This is a genomic window from Streptomyces sp. NPDC057271 (assembly GCF_042668715.1).
Taxonomy (GTDB): Bacteria; Actinomycetota; Actinomycetes; order Streptomycetales; family Streptomycetaceae; genus Streptomyces.
In genome coordinates, this window is the sequence record NZ_JBHUYJ010000091.1 from 1 (window position 1) to 16,223 (window position 16,223).

The window sequence follows — 16,223 nt, forward strand, 5'->3', positions numbered from 1 at the left end:
AGCACATGCCGCACCGCCCAGTTGTAGGCGACCCGCGCCGCCCCGCAATGCGAGGCCAGAGCCTGCAGGGCGGACGCGTTGGGGTCGAGGGCGAGCCTGTGGCCCACGACGTGAAAGCCGGGCCGCGCCTCGAACCCCAGGCGCTTCTTCTTCCCGCTCCCGGCAGGCTCCGCCCCGCTCACCCGGTCGTCTCCGCCGCCGGGGCGGTGGCCTCGGCGATAGCGCGTGCGGCCCGGTTCTTCGCCGCTCGCTGCCCATACAGTCGGGCACACATCGAGGTGAGGACTTCGGTGATGTCCCGGACCAGGTCGCTGGTCGTCTCCTGCGGATCGAGCACCACCAGGCGTCGGCCGGAAGCCGACAATGCCGATTCCAGATGCTCGACACCGAAACGGGCCAGTTGGTCGCGATGCTCCACGACGATGACGGCAACGGCAGGGTCCGACAGGACACGGTGCAGCTTCCGCCGCTTCCCGTTCGGTCCCGACCCGACCTCGGTCACAACCTCGGCAACGGCGAGCCCCAGCCCGTTGGCCCCCCGGACGACACGGGAGACCTGCCGGTCAAGATCCGCCTTCTGGTCGCCGGACGAAACACGGCAATACACCACCGTCCGCCCGCCGATCTCGGGAGCGGACTCTTCGACCAGCCACATACCGGACGGCGTCTGCACGACAGGGACCTGCATACGGCCCTCCTTCGCCCAGGCCCATGCCGTCTGGTAGTGCACACCGTTGCGCGCCGCCCACTCGGAAAGCTTCAGGCCATCAGGATAAAAGCTGATGAAGGCAGATAACTACTGATGAAAAATGCGACTGTTGTCCCCCTGCGGCTCGACGAGCCCGTACATCTGACTCCCCGTCACCCGCGGTATCAGGGGCCCCAGCACGAGGACCAGGGCGCCGAGACCGCCGAAGAGAAACACCTTCGACAGCTCCGGGGCCCCCGGCCCCGCCAGCTCCCACACCACGATCAGGGAGGCCAGGAATCCCGCGGTGGGCAACAGCCACCGCAGCAGGCGCCCCATCGGCGAGTGGCGCAGCCTGACCCGGACCGCCTCCGTGACCTCGGCCTTCGTCGGCACGTAGACCAGCTCGACCGCGCTCGGCTCCCGCGCAGCCACTCCCCTCCCCCTCTTCGGCTCAGCCCTTGTCGAGGACGGCCATGTCGGCCGCGTCCACGCCGCCGAAGCGGCGGTCGCGGGAGGCGTACTCCACGCAGGAGCGCCACAGGTCACGGCGGTCGAAGTCCGGCCACAGGACGTCCTGGAAGACCATCTCCGCGTAGCTGCTCTGCCAGATCAGGTAGTTCGAGGTGCGCTGCTCGCCACTGGGGCGCAGGAACAGGTCGACGTCCGGCATGTCCGGGTAGTACAGGTACTTCTGGAAGGTCTTCTCGTTGACCTTCGCCGGGTCCAGCCTGCCCGCCGCCACGTCCTCCGCGATCTTCTTCGCGGCGTCGGCGACCTCGGCGCGGCCGCCGTAGTTGACGCAGAAGTAGAGCGTCATCGCGTCGTTGCCGACGGTCTGCTCCTGGGCCACCTGGAGCTCCTGGACGACCGACTTCCACATCTTCGGCATCCGGCCGACCCAGCGGATACGGATGCCGAGCTCGTCCATCTCGTCACGGCGGCGCCGGATGACGTCCCGGTTGAAGTTCATGAGGAAGCGGACCTCCTCGGGGGAGCGCTTCCAGTTCTCGGTGGAGAACGCGTAGAGGGAGAGGTTCTTGACGCCCATCTCCAGGCAGCCCTTGAGCACGTCCAGGACCACGCCCTCGCCGACCTTGTGGCCCTCGGTGCGCGGCAGGCCGCGCTCCTGCGCCCAGCGGCCGTTGCCGTCCATCACACAGGCCACGTGGTTGGGCACCAGCTCGGCGGGGAGCTTCGGCGGACGCGCACCGGAGGGGTGCGGCTCGGGGACCTTGTACTCCCGGCGCTGCCGTCCGAGGATTCCGCGTCGTGCGATGGCCATGGCGATGGATCTCCTAGCTCTTCTCTACATACCGCAGGGAACGCAGGCCGCGTTCCAGGTGCCAGTGCAGATAGGCGGACACCAGCCCGCTCCCCTCCCTGACGTGACGCGGCTCGCACGCGTCCGCAGTCGCCCAGTCGCCGGTGAGCAGCGCGCTGAGCAGGCCGATGGCCTCCGGAGAGGGTACGACGCTGCCGGGCACCCGGCAGTCGCCGCATATGACGCCGCCCGCCGCGACCGAGAAGAACCGGTTGGGCCCGCCCAGCCCGCACTTCGCGCAGTCCTCGAAGCTCGGCGCGTAGCCGTTGACGGCGAGGGAGCGGAGGAGGAAGGCGTCGAGGATCAGATGGGGCGCGTGTTCGCCACGGGCGAGGGTGCGCAGCCCGCCGACGAGCAGCAGGTACTGCTGCACGGCCGGCTCGCCCTCGTTGTCCGTGAACCGCTCGGCCGTCTCCAGCATCGCCGTCCCCGCGGTGTAGCGGGCGTAGTCGGTGACGATCCCGCCGCCGTACGCGGCGATGGTCTCGCTCTGGGTGCAGAGCGGGAGCCCGCGCCCCACGAGATCACTTCCGCGGGCGAAGAACTGCACGTCGACGTGGGAGAAGGGTTCGAGCCTGGCCCCGAACTTCGACTTGGTCCGCCGCACCCCGCGCGCGACGGCGCGTACCCGCCCGTGACCGCGCGTGAGGAGCGTGATGATGCGGTCCGCTTCACCCAGCTTCTGGGTGCGCAGCACGATGCCGTCGTCGCGGAACAGACTCATGCGGCCCATTCTCCCGTACGCGAGAAGTACTCCGTTGCCGCTCCCGCCCTTCCGTCACCCTCGCCCTCGCGCCCGGCGCGAGGGCGGCGGGCCGTTCACGGAGTCACGGCACCTCGCCCCGGCTGCGGGCGTTCGCGTGCGCGGTGGCGGCACGGAGGCGCTCGGCGGAGGTGGCCTCGCGGACGCCCTCCGGCTCCGCGTCCCACTCGCGCCCGCCGCCGAGCGGCCGCAGCTGGATGTACGGGCCCTCGTGCCCCATGACCGTGCCCACACGACCGGTGCGGATCTCGACGACGTGCGTCCCGATGGGCAGCTTCATGACCGGCCCCTTTCTTCCCCCGGCAGTACGGCGGGGTTCCTCGCGCAAATCCGCCACCGTCTCGCTCGCTTCTTCGACGGCCTGATGTCGACCGCGTGACCTGTTCCTTCACCAGCGCATCCCATTCCGAATCCATTTCGCGTTTACCGCACCCGAGGCGGTGCGGAATCCGTAGAATCGGCAGATGCGCAGGTCCTGGAACTGCCAGGCGGGGCCGGGGAGTTAAGTCATGGCCAAAGCGACGCTCGAGCAGAGAACGCGGAAGCCGCACCCGGACGAGACGCGGTAAATCGACGAAGCCCTGCAAATCCGCGGCATTTTCGAACGGACGTATCGCAAACGCGCAAGCGCCCCGACGACCGAGATGCCGCCGGACCCGGGCGCGGATTACGACCGCGCCCCGTACGGCTCGGCGATCCGGAGGGCACCCCGTGGTCGGCGGGGCGGACCTCGACGGCGGCGGCGCGGCCAGGAGCGCCGCGACGCCCGCTCCGGTGACGACACCCAGCCCCTCCTTTGGGAAGTCATAAGTTCGCCTTATGAGCCCATAGGCCGGGGGCGGGTACCGGCACGCTACGGGCGTTATTTAGGGTGACCTAAGTGATGACAGCCATCGTCGTCACGTCGTTTTGCGAAGGGAACCCTGACATGCCCCGCCCTCTCCGGGTCGCGATCGTCGGCGCCGGCCCCGCCGGAATCTACGCCGCCGATGCGCTGCTGAAGTCCGAGGCCGCCGCCGAGCCGGGCGTGTCGATCGACATCTTCGAGCGCATGCCGGCCCCCTTCGGTCTCATCCGGTACGGCGTCGCGCCGGACCACCCGCGCATCAAGGGCATCATCACGGCCCTGCACCAGGTCCTCGACAAGCCGCAGGTCCGCCTCTTCGGCAACGTCGACTACGGCACCGACGTGCACCTGGACGACCTGCGCGCCTTCTACGACGCCGTCGTCTTCTCGACCGGCGCCATGGCCGACCGCGAGCTGAAGATCCCCGGCGTGGAGCTGGACGGCTCCTTCGGTGCCGCCGACTTCGCCTCCTGGTACGACGGCCACCCGGACGTCCCGCGCACCTGGGAGCTGAAGGCCGAGAAGGTCGCCGTCCTCGGCGTGGGCAACGTGGCCCTCGACATCGCGCGCATCCTCGCCAAGACCGCGGACGAGCTGCTGCCGACCGAGATCCCGCCGAACGTCTACGACGGCCTGAAGGCCAACAAGGCCGTGGAGATCCACGTCTTCGGCCGCCGTGGCCCGGCGCAGGCGAAGTTCAGCCCGATGGAGCTGCGCGAGCTGGACCACTCCCCCACCATCGAGGTCATCGTCAACCCCGAGGACATCGACTACGACGAGGGCTCGATCACCGAGCGGCGCAAGAACAAGCAGACCGACATGGTCGCCAAGACCCTGGAGAACTGGGCGATCCGCGACATCGGCGACCGCCCGCACAAGCTCTTCCTCCACTTCTTCGAGTCGCCGGTCGAGATCCTCGGCGAGGACGGCAAGGTCGTCGGCCTCCGGACCGAGCGCACCGAACTGGACGGCACGGGCAACGTCAAGGGCACCGGCCAGATCACGGACTGGGACGTCCAGTCCGTCTACCGCGCCGTCGGCTACCTCTCCGACGAACTGCCCAAGCTCCCCTGGGACACCGCGTCCGGCACCGTCCCGGACGAGGGCGGCCGCGTGATCGAGGAGGGCGGCGCCCACCTGGCGTCGACGTACGTGACCGGCTGGATCCGTCGCGGCCCGGTCGGCCTCATCGGGCACACCAAGGGCGACGCCAACGAGACGGTCGCGAACCTGCTCGACGACTTCGCGAACGGCCGCCTCCTCACCCCCGAGACCCCCGAGACGGACGCGGTCGTGGCCTTCCTGGAGGCCAGGGGAGTCACCTACACGACGTGGGAGGGCTGGTACGCCCTCGACGCCGCCGAGAAGGCACTGGGCGAGCCGCAGGGCCGCGAGCGCGTGAAGATCGTCGAGCGCGAGGACATGCTCCGCGCGAGCGGCGTCGAACTCGGCTGACGCCACCGCACGACACCACCGCACGAGCCGGTCGGTCGGTCATCCGCGTCGATCCCGGACTCCCGTCGCCCCTCGGCCCGTCGTCGCGCCGACGACCGGGTCGAGGGCTGCTGCCGGGGGCGGTACGGAGGCCCGGTCACTCCACCGGGAGTACGGCAGGCCGGGCGCGCCGCGCGCTCATACCCTGGAAGGGCCGGCACGGCCGGGAAGGGATGTGAGCGGCGATGGCCGTCCCCGTCGATGAGACCTCCGCCGTCGAGCGGGCGCGGGACGCGGCGGCCCGGGACGCATGGGCCGAGGCGTACGTCCTGCTGCGCGAGGCCGACCGGCACCCCTCCGCCGCCCTCGACGCCGCCGACCTGGACCTCCTCGCCGACGCCTCGTGGTGGACGGGCCACGTGGACGAGTCGGTCACCGCGCGGCTGCGCGCGCACGCGGGGTACGTGGCGGCGGGCGACCACCGCGGTGCCGGCCAGGTGGCCTGGTGGCTGCACTTCGAGTACCGCTGCCTCGGCCGGCCCGCGGCGGCGGCCGGGTGGCTGCACCGGTCCCGGCATCACCTGGAGGACGAACCGGACTGCCCCGAGCAGTGCCTCATCGCCTGGACGGACTCCGAGGAGGCCCAGGAGCACCGCGATCCGGAGGGGGCGCTCGCCGCGGCGCGGACGGAGGTGGCGCTGGCCGTCGGAGACCTGGACGATGCCGCGGAGGCGGTCGCCGAGCTGGAAGGGCTGCCCGGCGAGGCGCCGCTCCTGCGCGCCGTCGCCGACACCGCCAGGGGCGCTCTCGACCTGGCCCGCCACGAACCGGCCGCCGTGCGTCCGCTGCGCCGGGCACTGGCCTGCTGGCTGGAGCTGCGCGTTCCGTACGAGGCCGCGCAGGTACGGATGCTGCTCGCCGCGGCCGACCGGGCGGCGGGCGACGAGGAGGCGGCGCGCCTGGAGCTCATGGCGGCCCGGGCGGCCTTCGAGCGGCTCGGCGCGCTGCCCGACGCCCGCCGCGCGGCGGCCCTGCTGACAGCGGGGCGGCGCCGCGCGCTCCCGGGCGGCCTGACCGCGCGCGAGGCGGAGGTGCTCCGGCTGGTGGCGGAGGGCGGCACGAACCGGGACATCGCCCAGGCCCTGGTGATCAGCGAGCACACGGTCGCCCGCCACCTGAACAACATCTTCGCCAAGCTGGACGTGACCTCCCGCACCGCCGCCACGGCCTACGCCTACGCCCACGGCATGGCCGGCACCCCCGGGTAGGGGGTGTCCGGCGGATCAGGGCCGGACACCCCGATCGACGGCGCGGTCCACCGGGATCAGCTTGCGACCGGCGCTTTCAGCCTTGTGCGCGAGGATGCCCAGGAACACCCCCCAACCCGCGTCGTGGATGCTCTTGTTCAGGCCGGCCTTCGCGGCGGCTCCGTTCGGGAGGAACGCGCCAGGATTCTCGGTGTCGGGTTTGGGCTTGGGGGCACGGACCATGTTCGCGATGCTCAGGCGCTCGTGCGCGATGACGTCATAGGTGCGGACCATCGCAAGAGCGGTCTTGTGTGCGTGGTCGGTGCGCTCGCGGCGCACCTTGCGGTGCAGAGCGGCGACCTTCTCGACCGCTCGGCGGTGCCGGGTGGTGCGGTTCTCCCCCTTGCGGCGCGGGAACTCCTTGAGCGCGCGCTGAGCGTCGGCGAGGGCTTCGGCATTGCGCCGTCCATGCCTCGGGTTGGACTGGTGCTTACCCTCGGAGGTGGTGAGAAAGTGGGCTACGCCCATGTCGATGCCGGTCACGGTGCCGGTCGCGGGGAGCGGTTCGGCGGGGACTTCGTCGCAGGCGAGGATGACGTACCACTGCCGCCCCTCGCGCGCCCTCAGAAGCGACTCCCCCACGCGCAAACGCGCGGGTCCCCTCGCCAGAAAGCTGATGGACAGCGACGACCAGGACCGGGTGCGCGCGAACTACCGCCAGAGCTTCGACCGGTTGCGTGCGGTCAAGCGCCGCTACGACCCCGGCAACCTGTTCCGGCTCAACCACAACATCGAGCCGTGAGCCCGGGGGGGAGGACCTAGAGCAGCGTCCTCGCCGTGGCGAGGAGCCGGGCCGTGTCGTCGGAGCAGAGCGCGAGCGCGTTGCCGACGGTGTGGAGCACGTCCCGCTCCGCCGGCGTGTAGGCCCCGTCCGCGAGCGCGATCCTGGCTCCCTGGAGCAGGACCGATTCGCGCCCGGAAGCGGCCAGATGCGGGGCGAGCGGCTCCAGGGCCTCGTGCAGCTCGATGGCCAGGGCCGCGCCGCCGCCGCCCGCGTCGGGCAGGAACCGGCCGGTGTCGGCGGCGAGCGCCTCGACGAGGTCGGTGAGCTGGACTCCGGTGCACTCGTCGAAGCCGGCCGCGCGGACCGCCGTGACCGCGGTGTCCACGGCCGTACGGGACGAGGTGCCGCCCGCCGCGAGGACGGCCAGGGCGACCGTGTGCACGCCGTCCCGCAGCATCGCGCCGAAGCGGCTCGTCGTCGGGTGGTCGAGCGCTTCGGTGCCGAAGTGCGTGTGGCACGCGGTGCATTCGACGACCGGCCCGGCGAGGCCGCGGGGCAGCAGAGGGACACCCAGAACGGCGAACCGGCGGCGCCCCGTCCGTCTGCGGTAGTTGCGGTCGCCGCCGCACTCCTCGCAGAAGAACTCGCCGTCTCCGACGGTGTTCCAGGAGGTACGAACGCCGCAGAGGATCACTTTTCGTCCGCGTGACTCTCGGGCAGACCGCACGCCGCACCTCCCTTGACGAACCGGCGACTTTGCCGACGTGGGGAGTGATGTTAACCACATCCATGATGTGGCGTCAGCACCTCGTCGACAGATCGCCATCGACTTGGCCGAGACACGACACCGCCGCGAGAGGGTTCCGGAGCCGTCCCCGCACCGCGAAGAGGACCCGTCCGCGTGGACGGGCCCCCTTCGGGCACTGCCTGGTGTCAACCGGAAAGGGTGACGGGGACCGCCGCCGGGTTCGGGAGGCGGATCAGCGGGCGGAGCGGTTGACCGCCGAGATGACGGCCTTCAGCGAGGCGCGGGTGGTGTTGGCGTCGATGCCGATGCCCCACAGGACCTTGCCGTCGATGGCGCACTCGATGTACGAGGCGGCCTGCGCGGAGGCGCCCTCGCTCATCGTGTGCTCCTGGTAGTCCAGCAGCCGCGCGTCCACGCCGATCGACTGCAGCGCGGCGAAGAAGGCGGAGATCGGACCGTTGCCGGAGCCGGTCAGGACGGTGTCGACGCCGTCGACGACCGCCTCGACGGTCAGCGTGTCGGTGCCGTCCGTGTCCGAGGTGGTCTGGCCGGAGCGCAGCTGGATGCGGCCCCAGGCGTTGTCCGGGTTCGGCAGGTACTCGTCCTGGAAGACCGACCAGATGGCGGCCGGCGTGGCCTCGCCGCCCTCGGAGTCCGTCATCTGCTGGATGATCTTCGAGAACTCGATCTGCATCCGGCGCGGCAGGTCCAGCTTGTGGTCGTTCTTCAGGACGTACGCGATACCGCCCTTGCCGGACTGCGAGTTGACCCGGATGACGGCCTCGTAGGAGCGGCCGACGTCCTTCGGGTCGATGGGCAGGTACGGGACCGCCCACTCGAGATCGTCGACGGTCTTGCCCTGGGCGGCCGCCTCGGCCTCCATGGCGTCGAAGCCCTTCTTGATGGCGTCCTGGTGGGAGCCGGAGAAGGCGGTGTAGACCAGGTCGCCCGCGTAGGGGTGGCGCGGGTGGACCTCCATCTGGTTGCAGTACTCGCTGGTGCGGCGGATCTCGTCGATCTGCGAGAAGTCGATCTCCGGGTCGACGCCCTGGCTGAACAGGTTCATGCCCAGGGTGACCAGGTCGACGTTGCCGGTGCGCTCGCCCTGCCCGAACAGGCAGCCCTCGATGCGGTCGGCGCCGGCCATGATGGCCAGCTCGGCCGCCGCCACGGCCGTACCGCGGTCGTTGTGCGGGTGGACGGACAGGCAGACGTACTCCCGGCGGCTCAGGTTCCGGGACATCCACTCGAACCGGTCCGCGTGCGTGGAGGGCGTCGAACGCTCCACGGTGGCGGGCAGGTTCAGGATGATCTCGCGGCCCTCCTCGGGCTGCCAGACGTCACAGACCGCCTCGCAGACCTCCAGGGCGAAGTCCAGCTCGGTGTCGGTGAAGATCTCCGGGCTGTACTGGTAGCCGAAGACCGTGTCGTCGCCCAGCAGCTTGTCGGCGTACTCCATGACCAGCCGCGTGCCGTCGACGGCGATCTGCTTGATGTCCTCCTTCGAGCCGCGGAACACGACCCGGCGGAAGGTGGGCGCGGTGGCGTTGTACAGGTGGACGGTGGCGCGCCTGGCGCCGACCAGGGACTCCACGGTCCGCTCGATCAGGTCCTCGCGGGCCTGGGTCAGGACGGAGATGGTGACGTCGTCCGGGATCGCGCCCTCTTCGATGATGGAGCGTACGAAGTTGAAGTCGGTCTCGCCGGAGGAGGGGAAGCCGACCTCGATCTCCTTGTAGCCCATGCGCACCAGCAGGTCGAACATCTCGCGCTTGCGGGCGGGGCTCATCGGGTCGATCAGCGCCTGGTTGCCGTCGCGCAGGTCGGTCGACAGCCAGCGGGGAGCCTTGGTGATGCGCTGCTCGGGCCAGGTGCGATCGGGGATGTGCACGGCTTCGTACCGGCCGTACTTGTGGATCGGCATCCCGGACGGCTTCTGCGTCCGGGTGGCGTTGGTGATGGGCGTCGGACGACCAACGGGCTGAGACATCGCGTAGGGCTCCTCGGGTCCTTCGGGAGTGGGGGTCCCCCCGCTCGGGCGAAGCCGAGAGCTAGGGGGAGGCCGACTTCGACGCAACACCAGGTCCCGCGGGGAGGGGGTCGGCCTACGACTACAGGCCCTCGCCGCGGCAGCTAAGGAGAAGCAGCCCGAAACGCATGATGAGCCGCAGCCTAGCTCAGGTCCGCGGAGCGCGGACGTCCTGTTTCAGTATGCGGGACAGTCGGGCCGACAATACGAAAGGGTGACGAATCACTCCATTTCGCGGATCATGGTCGCCTCTAGTGACAGCAACGTGACCCAGTGCCACATTGCTGGCATGACCTCCCACGCGTACGTCCCCGTCCACCCGGTCTTCTGCACGATCGTGCCGCCGCACCTGCTGGAGCACCTGGCGGCCTCCGAGAACCCGGCCGTCGCGGCGGCCGCCCGGCGCACGCTGGTCGCCGACGCGATGAACCGCACCAGCCGCGTCCTCTCCCAGCCGGCCGTGACCCGGTCCGCGGGCCCCACGGAGCCGGCGGAGTCCGCCCGCCCCCGCCGCACGGTGTACGACGCGCGGAACGGCACGGAGCTGCCGGGCGCCGTGGTCCGCGAGGAGGGCCAGGAGGCCACCGGCGACGCCACCGTCAACCGCGCGTACGCCGGGCTCGGCGCCACCTTCGAACTCTTCCTGAAGGGCTTCGGCCGGGACTCGATCGACGGCGCGGGACTGCCGCTCCTGGCGACCGTCCACTACGACCGGAACTACGGCAACGCCTTCTGGAACGGCGAGCAGATGGTGTTCGGCGACGGCGACGACGAGATCTTCCTCGACTTCACGCTGCCCGTGGACGTGATCGGCCACGAGCTGGCGCACGGCTTCACGCAGCACACGGCCAACCTCGAGTACTTCAGCCAGTCGGGGGCGCTCAACGAGTCCGTCTCGGACGTCTTCGGCTCGCTCGTGAAGCAGTACACGCTCGGCCACAGCGCGCAGGACGCGGACTGGCTGATCGGCGAGGGCCTGTTCCACCCGAACGTGGAGGGGACGGCGCTGCGCTCGATGAAGGCGCCGGGCACGGCGTACGACGACGACGTCCTCGGCAGGGACCCCCAGCCGGGCCACATGGACGACTACGTCCGCACGAGCCGCGACAACGGCGGGGTGCACATCAACTCGGGCATCCCGAACCACGCCTTCTACCTCGCGGCCACCGAGCTGGGCGGCAACGCCTGGGAGCGGGCGGGGCAGATCTGGTACGACGTGATGACCGGTGGGACGCTCACCCCCGAGACCCGGTTCAACGAGTTCGCGGCGGCGACGGTGGCGGCGGCGCGGGCGCGGTACGGGGACGGGGAGGAGATCCAGGCCGTACTGAAGGCCTGGGGGGCCGTCGGTGTGCCGACGGACTGATAGACCAGGAGCATGCGTATTCGAGTGCGGCGCACGGGCGGCTTCGCGGGCATCGAGCGGTCGGCCGAGGTGGACACCTCCGGCCGGCCGGACGCCGGCGACTGGCACATGCTGGCCGTCGCCGTCCTCCGTGAGGGGAACGGCGACGTCCGGGGCGTGCCTGACGGCTTCTCGTACGAGATCACGGTCGACGACGAGACGGTCCGTTGCGGCGACCCGCGCCTGACGGAGTCGCAGCGCGCCCTGATCACGAAGGTCCTGAAGGAAGGCGCCTGACCGGGTCCCCGCCCCAGCCGCCCCGAACCCGTCCGCGCGGGGGGCGCGCTAGAAGCCGAGCTTGCGGAGCTGCTTGGGGTCGCGCTGCCAGTCCTTCGCGACCTTCACATGGAGGTCGAGGAAGACCGGGGTCCCGAGCAGCGCCTCGATGTGCTTGCGGGACTTCATCCCGACCTCCTTCAGGCGGCTGCCCTTCGGGCCGATGATGATCCCCTTCTGGCTGGGGCGCTCGATGTAGACGTTCGCGTGGATGTCCAGGAGCGGCTTGTCCGCCGGGCGGTCCTCGCGCGGGATCATCTCCTCGACCACGACCGCGATCGAGTGCGGCAGCTCGTCCCGTACGCCTTCGAGCGCGGCCTCGCGGATCAGCTCCGCGACCATCACCTGCTCCGGCTCGTCCGTGAGGTCGCCCTCCGGGTACAGCGGCGGGGACTCCGGCAGGAGAGGGATCAGCAGGTCCGCGACGAGCTGGACCTGCCCGCCCGACCGCCGCCCGCCGCCGCTCTTCTCCGATGGGCCGGGCTCAGCCCCCTCCTTGGCCGAGACCGGCACGATCTCCTGCCACTCGAAGCCCAGCTCCCTGCCGAGCTGGTCGACGGCGATGAGCTGCTCGGCGAGCGTCTTGGAGTCGACCAGGTCGGTCTTGGTGACGATCGCGACCTTCGGGGTCTTCTTGATCCCCGCGAGTTCCTTGGCGATGAAACGGTCGCCGGGGCCGAGCTTCTGGTCGGCGGGCAGGCAGAAGCCGATCACGTCGACCTCGGCCCACGTCGTGCGCACGACGTCGTTCAGGCGTTCGCCGAGGAGCGTGCGCGGCTTGTGGAGGCCGGGCGTGTCCACGAGGATCAGCTGCGCGTCCGGGCGGTGCACGATGCCGCGCACCGTGTGCCGGGTGGTCTGCGGCCGGTTGGAGGTGATCGCCACCTTCTGGCCGACCAGAGCGTTCGTGAGGGTGGACTTGCCCGCGTTGGGGCGGCCGACGAAACAGGCGAAGCCGGCCCGGTGGACGGCTTCGGATTCTTGGTTACGAGCGCTCATGGGGGCCATTCTCCCCGATGCGGGACGTCGTCACGTACTCAGTGCCCGCCGGAGCCCCTGCGCCGCCGGACCCGCAGCCCGGTCAGCGCCGCCGCTCCCCCGGCCAGCACGGTGGCAGCGGCGAGCCAGGGCAGCGCGAGGAAGGAGGCGCGCCCCGACTCCCGTACGTCCTTCGCGGTGGCCGTGAGGGTCACCTCGCCCCAGTCGAACTGCGGCGACCCCCTCCACCGCTCGGTGAGCCGGATCCTCTGGCGGGGCAGCAGCTCCGAGGGGATCTCGGCCAGGTCGCGGGCGAGCAGGGTGCGTCCGAAGAGGCCCTCGGCGCGCAGGGCGACCCGGGGGTTGAGGGTGATGTTGCCGCGGTTGTGGAGCGTGTACGAGATGAGGGCGGTGCTCGTACCGGTGCCGGGGACGAGCGGCCGGTCCTGGTCGAGGGTGACGTCCTCGACCGCGAGGGCGGGGACGGTGGGGCCGTTGACCCGGAGGTAGACCCTGGCTCCGACGGCCCGCTGGACGCCGACCGCGACCGAGCCCTTCCCGCCGGGCTCCACGCGCTCGTCGAGGGCGACGACGGCGCCGGGGTGGTCTCCGGGCTCCGCGTCCTCGGGGACGGTCAGGGTGTACGGCACGGTGACGGAGGAGCGGGCCGGGACGGTGACGCGGGTGCGGGCGGGTTCGATCCAGGCACCGGCGCCGGTCTGCTTCTCCCGGCTGGTGCGGATGGCGAAGCCGCCGTCGCGTTCGGTGTTGTAGGCGTCGGCGCCGTAGAGCCGGAAGGTGCGGGGGGTGCCGGTCCTGTTGGCGACGGTGACCTCGTCGGTCACGGTGGTGCCGGGGTCCGCGGAGAGGTAGAAGTACGGCCGGCTGCCGAGCTGGGAGGCGGCCGGGTAGACGGCCCACTCCCCGTTGTCGGCGGCCTGGACGGACGGGGCGCCGAGCAGCACGAGCGCCGCCGCGACGAGGAGGACGTACAGCTTGGTGCGCACGGTGCGGACCCTCCCAGGGTTCGGAGCGGGCTCGGAGCGGGTTCGGAGCGGGTTCGGAGCGGGTTCGGAGCGGGCCGACCGGGTGCGCGCCCGGCCCGCCGTGTGCGTGCTGAGGATCAGCTGAGCGTGAGCGTCAGGACGCCCGCGTACGAGCCGGGCGCGGTGAACGCCGGGACGTCGAGGGAGACCTTGGCGTCGACGGTGAACTCGCCGCCGGTGAGCGCGCCGTTCGGGGTCGAGGCGAGGGTCGCCCCGCCGCTGCCCACCGTTCCCGCCGAGCCGGGTACGCAGGTGCTCGGGCTGCCGGTCCTGGTGGTGCAGGCCGGGGTCCAGCTGAGGGCGTCGGCGCCGATGGAGCCGCCGGGACCGGTGAAGTCGGTGACCTTGCCGGTCAGGGACCAGCCCGCGGGGCCGCCGCGGAAGTCCTTGACCGTCACCGTCTTCAGATCGCCGGTGGCCGCGCCGCCCTGACCGAAGTCGACGGACGACAGCTGGACGGCGTCACCGGCCTGGGTCATCGACAGCTGCCCCGCCGCGACGGACGCCGTGAGCTTCTGGCTGTTCGGCGGTTGCGGGGTGTCGTCGATGACGGTGTACGCGGCCGGTCCGGCGCCCTTCTCCGGGTCCCAGGCCGCACCCTCGTACGCCACGACCCCGGTGGTCGCCTTGTCGTCGACCTTCAGACGGGCGACGAACCCGCCCGCGCTGTCGGTCGTGACGGTCATCCTGTCGGCGGTCTCCGCCGCGCCGGACCGCCCGACGACGGTGACCTCGGCGAGCGGCGTGAACTTGGCGCCGGTCACGGTGACCCGGACGCCCGGTGCGCCGGAGGCCGCGTCGAGCGCGATGTTGCGCTCGTTGGCTCCCGGCTGGTCGCTCGCGACGACCGTCTCGGAGACGGGGGCGGGCGGGTTCAGGACGGTGCAGGGGGTGTCCAGCTCCATGATGTAGCTGGTGTGGATGTTGTAGTCGCCGGGCGAGAGGCTGATCGAGCCGGGCGCGGTGACCGTGAACGTACCGGTCATCGAGAACGCCGGGAAGGCGCCCTTGCCGGGGACCGGCGGGTTCTTCTTGGGCCCGGTGACCGTGACCGCGCCGGACTGGGCGCCGCCGAGCACGACCTTGCCGCTCGGGGTCATGATGTCGGCCGGAAGGGCCAGGTCGACGGGGTTCGACGCGGCGGGCTTGGTGACGGTGTACGTGACCGTGACGGTGTCGCCGACCTTGGGCGTGGGCTGGTCGACCGTGATCTCCGCCGTCGTGGTGCCTTCGATCGGCGGGATGCCGGCGATCGGCGGCGGGACGCAGCGGGTCGTGAAGTCCACCGCCTGGGACGCGGGCCCCAGCGCTCCGGCCGGTGAGGCCAGCGCGCCGGCGACACCGAGCACAAGGGCGGTGGCCCCGAGGGCGGCGGTCCATCGCCGTCTTCGGGGCGGGGTTCTCAGAGCCATGTGTGCCCCCTCCTGAGGGATGAGAGGGCGCCATTGACGGCCGCGCGTGAGGAGAAGTCAATGGAATCGAAATGCACCGACTGATGGCCCATCAGATGCTGTCAAGATCGACGTTTTGCCTGGTCAGGCGCGCGTGCACGACAGGTACCGGCGCCGCCCGAGGCGACGCCGGTGAGTGGTGCGACAGAGGCCGTCAGAAGACGAACGGCCCGGGCGACTGCGAGGTGACCGCGTCGCAGTTCACGGTCACGCCGAAGATCGTCATGGTGAGCGCGGTGCCGGCGAAGTACGAGTCGAGACTGTCACCGGCGGCCACGGTCCCGCTGAGCGGACCGATGGTGACGGACTGGTTCGCCGCCAGGGCCGGGTTCTTCGTGCCGCTGAAGACGCGGGTGCCGCCACCGCCCTTGGCCATCGTCAGCTGGGCATTGATGGTGTCGGCGCCGACCGCGACCGGTGTCCTGACGGCCGAGGTGAGGGTGATCGTCGCGGCCGTGCCGCTCTGTGTGGCCTGGAGGGTGGCGAGCCCCCCGCCCCAGAACCCGCAGTCGTACGTCGCCGTGGCGCTCCCCGGCGTCACGGCGGCGGCCGCCGGGGCGAAGGCGAGTCCGGTCACGGCGAGCGCGCCCGCGAGGACGGCACCGATTCCTAAGTTGCTGCCTCTCATGAGGTCGTACCCCTTCCCGATGAAGCACGCAGGGGTGCGGACGCTGCGTGAGGCGTGAATCTGACGGCCCGTCGGACGGACCGCTGTCATTGACGCGTACGGGGCCGGGGAAGACAAGAGAGGTTTCGTTGATTCTTCACGAACGCGCAAAGGGGGCCCGGCGTGCTGCCTGGCCCCCTTCGGGTTCGCCTGGACCTCAGCCCGCCGTGACCGCCACGCGCAGCTGCCCGTCCGGTCCGGCGAGCAGGACGGGGGTGTCCGGACCGCCGAGGTCGCGCACCGCCGCGCGGTCCTCGTCCGAAGCGGCCTCGGCGGTCGAGACGACGGCCGCGGCCTCCAGGGACCGGGCACCACTGGCCACGGCCATCGCGACCGCGGTCTGCAGCGCGCTCAGCTTGAGCGACTCCAGGGCCACGGTCCCGGCCACGTACGTGCGGCCGGTCTCGTCCCGTACCGCCGCGCCCTCGGGCACACCGTTGCGGGCGCGGGCGCTGCGCGCCAGCGTGATGATCTTGAGGTCCTCGGCGCCGAGGGCACCGTGGTCAGGCTGAATCGTCATGCCCCGAGGATAGGTC

Annotated in this window: 17 protein-coding genes and 2 pseudogenes; 5 read left to right on the forward strand and 14 right to left on the reverse strand. The window is 71.0% G+C overall.

Annotated elements, in window-relative coordinates:
* The 6 genes from ACFUJR_RS30345 to ACFUJR_RS30370 form a co-directional block, all read right to left on the reverse strand.
* Positions 1-182 (reverse strand): helix-turn-helix domain-containing protein (locus ACFUJR_RS30345; RefSeq protein ID WP_383171711.1); only part of this gene is annotated, 182 nt, incomplete at its 3' end.
* Entirely contained in the window at positions 179-763 is a 585-nt protein-coding gene (locus tag ACFUJR_RS30350) for an IS607 family transposase (protein ID WP_383171770.1), read from the reverse strand. The genes ACFUJR_RS30350 and ACFUJR_RS30345, both read right to left, overlap by 4 nt.
* A 33-nt stretch (positions 764-796) precedes the next feature.
* On the reverse strand, positions 797-1,123 hold the full coding sequence (locus ACFUJR_RS30355) for a hypothetical protein (protein ID WP_383171713.1): 327 nt from the start codon (positions 1,121-1,123) through the stop codon (positions 797-799).
* A gap of 19 nt (positions 1,124-1,142) precedes the next feature.
* Positions 1,143-1,967, reverse strand: coding sequence for an isoprenyl transferase (locus tag ACFUJR_RS30360; protein ID WP_383171772.1), 825 nt, complete (start codon positions 1,965-1,967; stop codon positions 1,143-1,145).
* 19 nt (positions 1,968-1,986) lie between these two features.
* Positions 1,987-2,736 (reverse strand): DNA repair protein RecO, encoded by a 750-nt coding sequence (gene recO / locus ACFUJR_RS30365; protein WP_383171715.1) that lies wholly within the window; start codon positions 2,734-2,736, stop codon positions 1,987-1,989.
* Between the two features lie 103 nt (positions 2,737-2,839).
* On the reverse strand, positions 2,840-3,055 hold the full coding sequence (locus ACFUJR_RS30370; RefSeq protein WP_383171717.1) for a hypothetical protein: 216 nt from the start codon (positions 3,053-3,055) through the stop codon (positions 2,840-2,842).
* Between the two features lie 648 nt (positions 3,056-3,703).
* Between ACFUJR_RS30370 and ACFUJR_RS30375 the strand changes: the two genes are divergently transcribed.
* Together ACFUJR_RS30375 and ACFUJR_RS30380 are read left to right on the forward strand one after the other, a co-directional pair.
* Positions 3,704-5,077: an FAD-dependent oxidoreductase gene (locus ACFUJR_RS30375; RefSeq protein WP_383171719.1), complete on the forward strand. Its 1,374-nt coding sequence runs from the start codon at positions 3,704-3,706 to the stop codon at positions 5,075-5,077.
* Positions 5,078-5,301: 224 nt separating this feature from the next.
* Positions 5,302-6,324, forward strand: a complete 1,023-nt coding sequence (locus ACFUJR_RS30380) for a LuxR C-terminal-related transcriptional regulator (protein WP_383171721.1) — start codon at positions 5,302-5,304, stop codon at positions 6,322-6,324.
* A 15-nt stretch (positions 6,325-6,339) separates the two neighbouring features.
* Here ACFUJR_RS30380 and ACFUJR_RS30385 read toward each other — a convergent pair.
* Positions 6,340-6,921 (reverse strand): annotated as a pseudogene (locus ACFUJR_RS30385) (RNA-guided endonuclease InsQ/TnpB family protein); the annotation flags it as partial.
* Between the two features lie 58 nt (positions 6,922-6,979).
* Between ACFUJR_RS30385 and ACFUJR_RS30390 the strand changes: the two are divergent.
* Positions 6,980-7,105, forward strand: a pseudogene (locus ACFUJR_RS30390) (BBE domain-containing protein); the annotation flags it as partial.
* A gap of 16 nt (positions 7,106-7,121) precedes the next feature.
* Here ACFUJR_RS30390 and ACFUJR_RS30395 read toward each other — a convergent pair.
* Together ACFUJR_RS30395 and leuA are read right to left on the reverse strand one after the other, a co-directional pair.
* The gene (locus tag ACFUJR_RS30395; RefSeq protein ID WP_383171723.1) at positions 7,122-7,814 is read right to left on the reverse strand and encodes a TerB family tellurite resistance protein; all 693 of its coding nucleotides are present in this window, start codon (positions 7,812-7,814) and stop codon (positions 7,122-7,124) included.
* Positions 7,815-8,067: 253 nt separating this feature from the next.
* Positions 8,068-9,825: a 2-isopropylmalate synthase gene (leuA, locus tag ACFUJR_RS30400; RefSeq protein ID WP_383171725.1), complete on the reverse strand. Its 1,758-nt coding sequence runs from the start codon at positions 9,823-9,825 to the stop codon at positions 8,068-8,070.
* A 328-nt stretch (positions 9,826-10,153) separates the two neighbouring features.
* On the opposite strand from leuA, the gene ACFUJR_RS30405 reads away from it, so the two are divergent.
* Complete coding sequence (locus tag ACFUJR_RS30405) at positions 10,154-11,230, forward strand: M4 family metallopeptidase (RefSeq protein ID WP_383171727.1); 1,077 nt, start codon at positions 10,154-10,156, stop codon at positions 11,228-11,230.
* A 12-nt stretch (positions 11,231-11,242) separates the two neighbouring features.
* Entirely contained in the window at positions 11,243-11,506 is a 264-nt protein-coding gene (locus ACFUJR_RS30410) for a protealysin inhibitor emfourin (protein WP_383171729.1), read from the forward strand.
* A gap of 48 nt (positions 11,507-11,554) precedes the next feature.
* On the opposite strand, the gene ACFUJR_RS30415 is transcribed toward ACFUJR_RS30410, so the two are convergent.
* The 5 genes from ACFUJR_RS30415 to ACFUJR_RS30435 all read right to left on the reverse strand — a co-directional run bounded on the left by ACFUJR_RS30415 (position 11,555) and on the right by ACFUJR_RS30435 (position 16,207).
* Positions 11,555-12,553, reverse strand: coding sequence for a GTPase Era (locus ACFUJR_RS30415; protein ID WP_383171731.1), 999 nt, complete (start codon positions 12,551-12,553; stop codon positions 11,555-11,557).
* A 29-nt stretch (positions 12,554-12,582) separates the two neighbouring features.
* On the reverse strand, positions 12,583-13,530 hold the full coding sequence (locus tag ACFUJR_RS30420) for a WxL protein peptidoglycan domain-containing protein (RefSeq protein ID WP_383171733.1): 948 nt from the start codon (positions 13,528-13,530) through the stop codon (positions 12,583-12,585).
* A 116-nt stretch (positions 13,531-13,646) separates the two neighbouring features.
* Positions 13,647-14,981, reverse strand: a complete 1,335-nt coding sequence (locus ACFUJR_RS30425; RefSeq protein ID WP_383171735.1) for a beta-xylosidase — start codon at positions 14,979-14,981, stop codon at positions 13,647-13,649.
* A gap of 193 nt (positions 14,982-15,174) precedes the next feature.
* Entirely contained in the window at positions 15,175-15,648 is a 474-nt protein-coding gene (locus ACFUJR_RS30430) for a hypothetical protein (RefSeq protein ID WP_383171737.1), read from the reverse strand.
* 196 nt (positions 15,649-15,844) lie between these two features.
* A complete protein-coding gene (locus ACFUJR_RS30435) occupies positions 15,845-16,207 on the reverse strand; it encodes a cytidine deaminase (RefSeq protein WP_383171739.1) in 363 nt (120 codons plus the stop codon).
* Between the last annotated feature and the right edge of the window lie 16 nt (positions 16,208-16,223).